An 11,115-nucleotide genomic window follows, 5' to 3' on the forward strand; every position below is an offset into this window, starting at 1 on the left:
TTTTGAACATCCTTCATAAAAAATATTAAGTTAGTAAAAAAAGGTTGTTTAGTCCAAGCCGAAAACAGCATTCGTCAATATACTACTTTTGAAGCCATATAGAAAGGAGCAGCAAAATGTCAAGATCCTCAAAGGAATTAAGTGGATCAAGGAATTCAAGAAGATCGAATTTAGGTAAAATATTAGCAAAATTGCAGACCGAAAATTCATTTTCAATAGAAACCATACCGGGATTCACGCTTGCGATCGACAACGAATTCAGTGCTGTACTAAAAAAGGGAAAGGGTGATCATTGCAAAAAGGAAGAGAGTAAGAAGTGTGAACACAAGCAAGAAGAGAATAGAAAAGATGATCGTATAAAAGACAATCAAAAAGGTGGTAAAAAAATGAGCAGCAAGAAAGAATGTAAAAAGAATTATTGCGAATACCTCTATTATAAGTGGCTTATTGAAAATGGCAACAATACGCCAGATACACCAGACTTCCCAGATACACCGGGTATTCCTGGAGACCCATTCAGTGATTTAAGAAGGGTTTTATTTAGATTACTAGGAAGAACTGTAACGGTTTCCACTGATTTTGCACCGGTGACGGGAATTTTAAGTGCAATTGAAGCTGATTATATCGTCATTAGCGAAGCAGCTGGGACTGTCGTATTCGTTCCATTCCGTGCCATCAATTCTGTTAGAGAGCCTATATAAGGAGGAGAATGCATTGTTATCTAGTATTTTTTTCAATCAATTAAGACATTATATCGGGAACCCGGTCGAAGTGGCAACAAGCAGTGATTTATTTGAGGGAGTTTTACATGTAGTGACCGATGAAATCGTTCGCTTAACGGAAACATCCGGTGGTTATGAAGGCGATTTGGATATCATCACCATTCCATTAAATCAAATTAACTATGTTCGTGTAGAAAACGCACAATAAGTAATATGAAGAAGCAGCCATCTATAAGGTGGCTGTTTCTTTTCACCGATTAAGTGCAGCTGCTCCGGCTTTCAAAAGGATCTTGACACTGCCGATAAACATTCCAATCACACATAGGAAAAATGCTTATGTGTGATTTTTTCTTGTGCCGCAATTACTGGATACATTAAGTTGCAATATCGATATCGAATACATAGAAAATTGACGTTTTTTTGGGTATGTTCGTGTGGGAAGGGCATAAGGGTAGTTAATTATTGTTCCGTTTTGTACAATGAATGGAAGAGAGACATGAAAAGGAGTGATAATCAATGGAAGGAATAGATGATCATTTAAAGATGAATCTCGATATTTTGTTTGTTGGCTTCAACCCAAGCATACGGTCCGGGGAAACAGGACATCATTATGCAAATCCTAACAACCGTTTTTGGAAAATCCTCCATGAATCAGGTTTGACCCCGAGGAAATATTCCCCCCATGAAGATCTTACCTTATTGGATTTGGGGTATGGGTTCACGAATATCGTTTCCAGGCCTACAAAAGGGGCGGATGATATCACTAAGGAAGAATACAGCAAAGGAAGAGAGCAATTAAAAGCAAAAGTTGAAAAGTATAAGCCTAAACTTGTCTGTTTCGTAGGCAAGGGCGTTTATCAGGAATATCGTCAATCACGATATATCGCTTGGGGCCTGCAGGAAGATCCATTATCCAATGCGACGATGGAATTCGTCGCACCATCCTCCAGCGGCTTGGTGAGAATGAAGATCGAAGAAATCATCGAAATATATCGGGAATTGCCGATTCTGCTCGCTAAGACGGTAACTGAAAGAACTGCAAAGTAAAAAGCAGGAAGCAGGTGACGCTAATCTGTACGATTTTTCTTTCAATCTATACTAAGCATATTAAGGATAGGCCGAAAAACCCAGTGATGGATTTCCATCACTGGGTTTTTCGTTCCTTTCCAGAATCAAGTACGAATGAATGCCCCGTTGACTGACTATCCATCGTGTAGGCAAATGACGCTTTTTACTGAACAAGGAAAGCTTGATTATCAAAAAAGGCATTGACCACATAAACTAGGGTGAAAGTACTTTTAAAAAGTGTTGCATGTAAGTTAATTGTAAGCGCTTCGATATGTAAAGGAAAAAACGGATGTTTAGAATGCGGTAGTCTGTCAACAATGGAAATGAGGAAATAACTATGGAGGTGTTCTATAAATGAATGTAAATGGTGCCCTAGAGGTTCTCGATCGCATGCGGCTTACTAATGGTGCATATACTGCTAGCGTTTCCAACGATTATAATTATGTTTGGATAAGGGATGTGGTATATACAGTACTTCCTTTTATAAATGACCCATCCAGTCGTTATGAAAAGGCCTATCATGCCTTATTCGACTTATTTCAAACCTATGAATGGAAGATAGATATTCACACTGAGCAAAAACCTCAGTATCTATTCGAATATATCCACTCGAGATATTCCACTGAGCTGAAGGAGCTGCCCGATGAGTGGGGGCATGCTCAAAATGATGCAATCGGTGCTTTTTTGTGGGGCGTCGGCGAAGGATACAGGCATGGGAAAAAGGTGATCCGAGATGGACGTGATTTACAAATCGTTCAAAAGCTGGTTCATTACTTGGAATGCCTGCAATATTGGCAGTCGGAAGATAATGGGATGTGGGAAGAGAACATCGAAATACACGCTTCGAGCATCGGTGCATGTGTAGCCGGTTTGAATTCAGTCAAGATGCTCGTCAACGTAAAGGAAGAACTGATCAAAAAGGGAGAAGAGGCACTCCGCTTTCTTCTTCCTAGGGAAAGCTATTCTAAAGAGGCGGATTTAGCCCTTTTATCCTTAATATATCCTTATCGACTCGTCGACAGGGAAATAGCCCTTAAAATTTTGAATAATGTTACAAGTCTCCTTGAAAGAACAAACGGTTGTATTCGTTACGAAAATGATCTTTATTATAACGAAGGCCGGGAAGCGGAATGGTGCTTCGGGCTCCCTTGGTTGGGGTTATGCTTTCTTGAACTTGGCATGGTGAATAAGGCCATGGAGTATATAGAAAAAACGAAAAGGATCATTCCGGAAAATTGGGAAGTCCCCGAGTTATATATTGGCGGAAGTGATATCCCTAACAAAAATACACCATTGGCATGGTCCGTATCTTTGTCTTATCTTTTCTTGACGAAAACCGACATGCTTCGCTCAGAACAAGCGACATGAATCATTCATACACGGTAACGTAGAGCTCTTCCAATAAAAAGGGAAGAGCTTTTATTGAAATAATGATTTTTTTACATAATCTGGTTGATTTTTTTCAAATAAATGTTTTAATTTTCAAAAAAACGGGCATTTATTACAATATCTTCACCTCCATTGAAGGATTAATGTTATTTTCACCGAATATATATAATAACTGGGGAAGGATGATGAAATGTTATCGAGTTCATATTGATGGAGGGGTTTTATTGAATACAATTTTGGATCAGCTGCAAGAGAATTATCCAAGCGATTTTGATTTATTTCTGTTTCATGAAGGGACCCTTTATGAAAGCTATAAGATGCTTGGGGCACACATAATCACATCTTTAGGTAAAGAAGGAGTTAGGTTTGCCGTTTGGGCCCCCCATGCCAAGCAAGTATCGGTAGTAGGTAATTTTAATGATTGGGACGGAACCGATCATGTGATGAATCGGGTCGAGCGTTCAGGTATCTGGGTGTTGTTCGTACCAGGACTTCAAGAAGGGGAACTATACAAATACGAAATACATACACCTGGAAATAAACGTATCCTTAAAGCCGATCCATATGCCTTTTATTCGGAAGTCAGACCAAATACAGCTTCAATTGTCAAAAGGCTGGATAATTTTGAATGGCAAGATTCGAAGTGGATAACCGATCGGAAAAAGGAAAACATCTATCATAGGCCCATGTCCATTTATGAAGTGCACCCAGGCACATGGAAACAGACAAAGAATGGCGAATTTTATTCTTACCGTGAATTGGCCGATAGATTAGTTGAGTATGTGATTGATAATAGTTTTACACACATAGAAATCATGGCGATAATGGAACACCCATTCGATAAGTCTTGGGGATACCAGGTTACCGGCTATTATTCGGTAAACAGCCGTTTCGGTTCACCGGAAGATTTCAAGTATTTGATCAACAAATGCCATCAACATGGCATAGGAGTCATCCTGGACTGGGTTCCCGCCCATTTTTGTAAGGATGCCCATGGACTTTCCCGTTTCGATGGCACACCACTCTATGAACCTATTGATCATAATAGGGCAGAACGTCCGTTATGGGGCACTTATAACTTCGATTTCAGCAAACCGGAAGTCATAAGCTTCCTAATTTCAAATGTGATGTTTTGGATGGAGGTATACCATATCGATGGGGTCCGTGTCGATGCGGTATCGTCAATGGTGTATTTAAATCATGACAATCCTTTGCCGGTCAAATTGAAAAATCAAAATGGCGGAGAGGAAAATCTAGAAGCGATAGTATTTCTTCAAAGGCTCAATGAAGCAGTTTTCAAGAAATATCCTCATGCATTAATGATGGCTGAAGAAGCAACAGATCGCCCACTTATAACATATCCAACCGATATGGGCGGGCTTGGTTTTAATTATAAATGGAATATGGGATGGACGAACGACATCCTTCGATACATGAAATTGGAAACAGGTGAGAGGCCATACCATCATAACCTTTTGACCTTCTCATTTTTCTATGCTTTTTCAGAAAATTTCGTATTGCCGTTCTCTCATGATGAAGTAGTTCATGGCAAGAAGTCGTTACTAAATAAGATGCCAGGTGACTATTGGCAGAAATTCGCGAATTTGCGACTGCTCTTCGGTTATTTCATGACGCATCCTGGAAAAAAACTTCTCTTCATGGGTGGCGAATTCGGCCAATTCATCGAATGGAAAGATGAAGAGCAATTGGATTGGCTGCTCTTGGAATATGAATCTCATGAGAAACTTTCTTATTACTTTCGGACCCTACAGACATTCTATAAAGAAACCTCTTCATTATGGAGACTTGATCATGTCCAGGAGGGGTTTGAATGGATAGATCCAAACAATAGTAGTCAGAGTATCATTACCTTTATGAGAAAAGGTAAGCGAAAAGGCGATTATTGTATTGTGGTCTGTAATTTTTCTGCACAGACTCATGATCAATATCGGATTGGCGTGCCATCTCATGGTAAATATATTGAGGTCTTCAACAGTGATTCCGCGGATTTCGGAGGATCTGGTCAGGTCAACGAGCAACCCATTGCTGTTAAAAAAGAACCTTATCATAATCAACCATTCAGTATGGAAATAACTGTACCTCCATTAGGCGTTTCTATTTATATGAAGCAAACAAAAAAAAGACGGGGGAGAGTGAACGAATAATGGGAGCAAAAAAATGGATAGCAATGTTATTGGCAGGAGGCCAGGGTTCAAGGTTAGGTGAACTGACCATCGGGTTGGCAAAACCAGCTGTTCCTTTCGGCGGTAAATATAGAATCATCGATTTTCCATTGAGTAACTGCACTCATTCTGGTATTGATACGGTTGGGGTACTGACCCAATATCAGCCACTGATTTTAAACGATTATGTTGGGAACGGGAAAGCCTGGGATCTAGATCTGGATGTTGGCGGAGTCTCCGTTCTTCCGCCATATCAAGGCAAAGAAGGTGGTGAATGGTATAAAGGAACGGCAAACGCCGTTTATCAAAATATCCAATATATTGACAACTATGATCCTGAGCACGTACTCATCCTTTCCGGTGACCATATTTATAAAATGGATTACAGTAAAATGCTGGATTATCATGTCGAAAAGAATGCAGAGGCAACCATAGCCGTCATTCAAGTACCATGGCAAGAAGCAAGCCGATTCGGGATCATGAATACTAATGACGAGGATAAGATCACCCAATTCGATGAAAAACCTAAATATCCAAAGAGTAACCTCGCGTCAATGGGTGTTTACCTTTTCAATTGGAAGAAGCTAAGGCAATATTTGATAAATGATGAAAAAGATGCAGATTCTTCTAATGACTTTGGCAGCAACATCATTCCAAAGATGCTGGAAGACAGAAAGAAGCTGTATGCCTACCGTTTTAATGAATATTGGAAAGATGTCGGAACCGTCGAGAGCCTCTGGCAGGCACATATGGATTTATTGGAGGAAAAACCGAATTTCCAGTTGGATGATCAGCATTGGAAGATTTTTGCCCGCAATGCCAATCACCCACCGCAATATATCTCAGCAAATGCCGAGGTCAGTCAGTCACTTATCAATGAAGGATGCATGATCGACGGTAACATCGAACATTCGGTGCTATCCTACAATGTTAAGGTCGGCTATGGTTCAACCATAAAAGATTCAGTCATCATGCCCAATGTGACCATTGGTAAAAATGTCCATATTGAACGGAGCATCATTGCCAGCAATTGCATAATTGAAGATGGAGCAGTCGTAGGGAATTCGGCGGTAACTTCCGATATTACGTTAATCGGCGAAAATCAGACCATTATCAATCCAAATAAAAAGAAAATTACTCTTAACTAGAAAAAGGGGAAGATGCTATGGAAAATGTGTTGGGTATTATTAACTTAATCAATGAAAAACAACATTTAAAAGAGCTGACTGCTCATCGTAATGTGGCATCCGTTCCATTTGGCGGACGCTACCGTTTGATTGACTTCACGATGTCTAACTTCATTAACGCCGATGTATCAAAAGTAGCCGTTTTCCCTAAGGAAAAATATCTTTCGGTCATGGATCATCTCGGTTCAGGTAAGGAATGGAATCTGGATAGACGTTCAGGAGGGCTGTTCATCCTGCCTCCCATCCATCCCGACGAAACAGTAACTGGCGATATGAAACAATTTCATGATCACCTCAGCTTTTTCGAACGGGCAGCGGCTGATACTGTCATCATTTCCCCGGGATGCCATGTATCCAAATTGGATTTTAATGAAGTGCTTGCTTATCATAAAAAACATGATGCGGATATAACCGTCGTGTATAAAGACTATGTCGGCGAATTGATTGAAAAACCGATTTACCACACGTGCTCGGTCGATTCCGATGAAGATATCACGGACATCAGTTTTTACACGATCCCTAGGCCAGGAGACCATGTTTGTTTAGAAACCTTCATCATAAGCAAGACTTTATTGGTTAAATTGATAAAAAGCTGTGTAGCGAATGGGGAATATGACTTTTTGAAAGATGCAGTGAAAGCCAATCTCCATCGCTTTACAGTCAAAGGTTACAACTTTACTGGAGATATGCCATTCATCCATTCAATTGAAAGTTTCCATTCCAGTAATATGAATTTCCTTAATCCTGCCGTCATCCGTTCCTTTTTCGGAGACACATGGGATGTTTATACAAAAATCAAGCATGAAGCGCCGACAAAATACTCACGGTCTTCGAATGTTACCAATTCGTTAATTGCAAATGGTTGTGACATTGAAGGAACGGTGGAAAACAGCATTCTTTTCCGAGGGGTAAAGGTAAAAAAAGGCGCAATCATCAGGAATAGCATCATCATGCAAAAAGGTGAAATTGAAGAAGGTGCTATCGTCGAAAATACGATAACGGATAAAGAAGTGAAAATAACCAAGGATAAAGCGGTCATTGGCAGGAAACAGCCGGCTGTAATAAAAAAAGCGGAAGTCATTTAATAGAGGAGGTGCGGCAATGAACATAGTATTCGCTGCTTCGGAATGCGCCCCCTTCATAAAAACGGGAGGGCTCGGAGACGTAATAGGCGCGCTCCCGAAAGCACTACTAAAACAGGGAGTCCATGTAAGTGTCATTCTTCCTAAATATGAGGATCTCCCTTTTCAGTTCAAACAGGAAATGACGCATATGACCAGTATTGAAGTTCCTGTAGGTTGGCGCCAGCAGTTTTGTGGAATCGAGAAGCTTGTCGCTAATGGAATTACATATTATTTTTTGGATAACGAATATTATTTCAAAAGACATGGGAGTTATGGCTTCTTCGATGACGGCGAAAGGTTCGCTTTCTTTTCCCGTGCCATATTGGAGGCTTTGCCATACTTAGATGAAAAGCCCGATATCCTTCACTGTCATGATTGGCAGACGGGTCTTGTCAGTGTATTGCTGAAAGCGCACTATCATAATCATCCTTTCTATCAGGATATAAAAACGGTCTTTACGATACATAATTTACGATATCAAGGGGTCTATTCCAAAACGGTATTGGCCGAACTGCTGGATTTAAGTGAGTTATATTTTAATATCGATGGTCTTGAATTTCATGGAAATGTCAGTTATTTGAAAGCTGGCTTAGCATTTTCCAATATCGTCACAACGGTAAGCCAAAGTTATGCGGAAGAAATTCAAAGCCCCTATTTTGGTGAAAATCTGGATGGATTCTTACGCAAAAGAAATGGTGACCTTAAAGGCATCATCAATGGAATCGATTATGAAGAATATGATCCTCGCAAAGATGAGTACCTTGCCGTTCCCTACGATTCCTATGAAGGGAAACTGGAGAATAAACGCCGGTTGCAGGAATCGCTGAATCTTCCAGTGAGGGATGATACACCGGTAATATCCATGGTGACAAGGCTCGTCGACCAAAAGGGAATCGATCTCATTCTTCACGTTTTTCATGAAATGATGAACCAGGGCATTCAATTCATCCTTTTGGGTACAGGCGAGGAGCAATATGAATCGGCCTTTCGTCATTTAGCTGAACAGTATCCGAATCAAGTTTCCGTCAATACATATTTTGATGAGGGCTTAGCAAGGCGTATCTATGCAGGATCTGATATATTCCTGATGCCTTCCCAATTCGAGCCGTGTGGAATCGGCCAGCTTCTGGCGCTGCGGTATGGTACCCTCCCATTAGTTAGGGAAACCGGTGGGCTCCGTGATACGGTTATTCCCTACAATCAGTTTACTGGTGAAGGGAATGGCTTCAGTTTTACGAATTATAATGCACACGATATGCTTCATACCATTGAGCAATCCGTGGGGCTGTACAAATTCCAGCCGAAGCGGTGGAAGAGTCTGGTCGAACGTGCCATGAAGCTGGACTTTAGTTGGACTTCTTCCTCCTCGGCTTATATTAAGCTATATGAGAGCCTGCTTCCGGTCATGAAACGATAGGAATTACACAAAACACCTACGAAAATAAATCTTCGTAGGTGTTTTGTTTCTTTTACCATCAATTATGGGTATATGTTCAAAGGTATATAAAATATTGCTGTGTAGGAGAATGAAAAGATGAAAAGAAGAAGAATGGAAATTATATTTTTATTTATATTAATTGCTGCTGTATACGTAATTTTGTTTACGCAAGTTAGCTTTGATATGAAACTGTTTTTTGTAGGATTATATATATTTGTCATGTTCGTGACGATGTTTTCCCTCATGCTCGAAAATAGATTTGCGCACGAAACGCTATTATGGATGTATGTCCTGCTGTTTTTCCCGGTTTTCGGCTATCTATTTTATTTATTTTCAGGACAACTCTATTTAAAAGGGTATTTGTATCAAACCAAAAGGAAAAGAGACCGAGCAGAGTGGAAGGGCCTTGTAAAACAGGTATCAGCTCCAGATTTATCATTCTTGAATAATCACCAGCAATCGTTTGCAGCGTTTGCCAAAAACGCTTCTGAGACCACTATCAGTACGTCTTCGAAAACGGAAGTTTTGAAAAATGGCAATGAAACGTTTACGGAAATCATTAAACAGTTAAAAAAGGCGGAAAAGTTCATTCATATTGAGTATTATATTTTTCGATCAGATAGGCTTGGCACGGAAATAATCGATATCCTCATTGAAAAAGCACAAGCTGGAGTGGAAGTTTTATTCATTTTTGATGCAGCCGGCAGTTTGAAACTGTCGAATAACGAAATTAAAAGAATGAAAAATGCCGGTATAAAAGCCTTCCCGTTTTCTCCTTTGAAAAATGGTTTTTTCAATCAGAAATTCAATTTCAGGAATCACCGGAAGATCATCATTATCGACGGGGAGATTGGCTTTGTCGGCGGCTTGAATGTCGGTGAGGAGTATTTAGGAAGAAATAAAGAGATTGGATTCTGGAGGGATACACATATGGTCCTTAAAGGGGAAGCGGTATATATGCTTCATACCGTTTTCCTTTTGGATTGGGAATATGTCAGTGGCGAAGATGTATTGCAGGAGCGTCCGGAACTGAAAAGCGAAGGCGGAAAAGGGGACGGAGCTGTCCAGGTGGTGGCAAGCGGGCCGGATACACAGCAGGGAATCATGAGTGATTTTTACTATGCGCTTATCAATAGCGCTACTGAATCAATTTGGATCGCCAGTCCATACTTCGTCCCTAATCAAGCGATCAAAGCGGCGATTAAACATGCAGCCGTAAAAGGAATTCAAGTTAGGCTGATGGTTCCTGCGGTAAATGATGGTTTCTTGACTCAATACGGAAGCCGCTCTTATTTCGGGGAGCTGCTTCAATATGGCGTTGAAGTTTATTCCTATAAAAAAGGTTTCTTACATCAGAAACTCATCATCGTGGATGGCGATATTGCCTCCATTGGTACGGCAAACATGGATATGAGGAGTTTTCATCTGAATTTCGAAGTCAATGTCTTCCTTATGGGCAGCCGTTCCATCGGTGATCTTATCACTCACTATAAGGAAGATATGCTGGACAGTGAAAAACTTGACCCCATTACTTATAATAATCGCAGTATGCTCGAACGTTCAAAAGAATCATTTGCCAGGTTGTTTTCCAATGTACTCTAATGGGAAAACAACCGAATCAATAGTATAGTGGAAAGGAAAAGAAATTAACGGGTATAAGGAGAGTTTAAGAGAATATGAAATTGGTTTCCTGGAACGTAAATGGAATTAGGGCTTGTGTGAAGAAAGGGTTTTTAGATTATTTTAAAGAAGTTGATGCGGATATATTCTGTCTTCAAGAAACGAAGCTTCAAGAAGGACAAATTTCCCTTGAACTTGATGGGTACCATCAATATTGGAATTATGCGCTGAAAAAAGGGTATTCTGGGACTGCCATTTTTACAAAGGAAAAGCCGCTCTCAGTGAAATATGGTGTAGGCGACTTGACCGAGGAACCAGAAGGAAGGATCATCACCCTCGAATACGAGAAATTTTATATGGTGAATGTCTATGCACCAAATGCCA

10 protein-coding genes are annotated in these 11,115 nt (G+C 40.3%); all 10 read left to right on the plus strand.

What is annotated here, in order from left to right; all coding sequences use genetic code 11:
* Positions 1-116 precede the first annotated feature (116 nt).
* Positions 117-701 (plus strand): DUF2642 domain-containing protein, encoded by a 585-nt coding sequence (locus CVN76_RS00005; protein ID WP_100530044.1) that lies wholly within the window; start codon positions 117-119, stop codon positions 699-701.
* Positions 702-714: 13 nt separating this feature from the next.
* The gene (locus tag CVN76_RS00010; protein WP_100530045.1) at positions 715-930 is read left to right on the plus strand and encodes a hypothetical protein; all 216 of its coding nucleotides are present in this window, start codon (positions 715-717) and stop codon (positions 928-930) included.
* Between the two features lie 308 nt (positions 931-1,238).
* Positions 1,239-1,769 carry a mismatch-specific DNA-glycosylase gene (locus tag CVN76_RS00015; protein WP_100530046.1) on the plus strand — a complete coding sequence of 177 codons (531 nt, stop codon included), beginning with the start codon at positions 1,239-1,241 and terminating at the stop codon, positions 1,767-1,769.
* Positions 1,770-2,144: 375 nt separating this feature from the next.
* On the plus strand, positions 2,145-3,158 hold the full coding sequence (locus CVN76_RS00020) for a glycoside hydrolase family 15 protein (protein WP_100530047.1): 1,014 nt from the start codon (positions 2,145-2,147) through the stop codon (positions 3,156-3,158).
* A gap of 245 nt (positions 3,159-3,403) precedes the next feature.
* Positions 3,404-5,344, plus strand: coding sequence for a 1,4-alpha-glucan branching protein GlgB (glgB, locus tag CVN76_RS00025; RefSeq protein ID WP_232732027.1), 1,941 nt, complete (start codon positions 3,404-3,406; stop codon positions 5,342-5,344).
* Positions 5,344-6,510 (plus strand): glucose-1-phosphate adenylyltransferase, encoded by a 1,167-nt coding sequence (locus tag CVN76_RS00030; protein ID WP_100530048.1) that lies wholly within the window; start codon positions 5,344-5,346, stop codon positions 6,508-6,510. The genes glgB and CVN76_RS00030 overlap by 1 nt, the downstream gene beginning before the upstream one ends.
* Positions 6,511-6,527: 17 nt before the next feature.
* Positions 6,528-7,634 (plus strand): glucose-1-phosphate adenylyltransferase subunit GlgD, encoded by a 1,107-nt coding sequence (glgD, locus tag CVN76_RS00035; protein WP_100530049.1) that lies wholly within the window; start codon positions 6,528-6,530, stop codon positions 7,632-7,634.
* Between the two features lie 16 nt (positions 7,635-7,650).
* The gene (gene glgA, locus CVN76_RS00040) at positions 7,651-9,090 is read left to right on the plus strand and encodes a glycogen synthase GlgA (protein ID WP_100530050.1); all 1,440 of its coding nucleotides are present in this window, start codon (positions 7,651-7,653) and stop codon (positions 9,088-9,090) included.
* Positions 9,091-9,207: 117 nt separating this feature from the next.
* Positions 9,208-10,713 carry a cardiolipin synthase gene (cls, locus tag CVN76_RS00045; protein ID WP_100530051.1) on the plus strand — a complete coding sequence of 502 codons (1,506 nt, stop codon included), beginning with the start codon at positions 9,208-9,210 and terminating at the stop codon, positions 10,711-10,713.
* Between the two features lie 74 nt (positions 10,714-10,787).
* The coding region (locus tag CVN76_RS00050; protein ID WP_198512379.1) for an exodeoxyribonuclease III at positions 10,788-11,115 on the plus strand (328 nt) is incomplete at its 3' end.

The organism is Bacillus sp. mrc49 (genome assembly GCF_002803435.1).

Bases quoted from the DNA above. Each gene is read 5' to 3' on its own strand.
- CVN76_RS00005 (WP_100530044.1), top strand. From the start codon at position 117: ATGTCAAGATCCTCAAAGGAATTAAGTGGATCAAGGAATTCAAGAAGA.
- CVN76_RS00015 (WP_100530046.1), top strand. From the start codon at position 1,239: ATGGAAGGAATAGATGATCATTTAAAGATGAATCTCGATATTTTGTTT.
- CVN76_RS00020 (WP_100530047.1), top strand. From the start codon at position 2,145: ATGAATGTAAATGGTGCCCTAGAGGTTCTCGATCGCATGCGGCTTACT.
- CVN76_RS00030 (WP_100530048.1), top strand. From the start codon at position 5,344: ATGGGAGCAAAAAAATGGATAGCAATGTTATTGGCAGGAGGCCAGGGT.
- glgD (WP_100530049.1), top strand. From the start codon at position 6,528: ATGGAAAATGTGTTGGGTATTATTAACTTAATCAATGAAAAACAACAT.
- glgA (WP_100530050.1), top strand. From the start codon at position 7,651: ATGAACATAGTATTCGCTGCTTCGGAATGCGCCCCCTTCATAAAAACG.
- cls (WP_100530051.1), top strand. From the start codon at position 9,208: ATGAAAAGAAGAAGAATGGAAATTATATTTTTATTTATATTAATTGCT.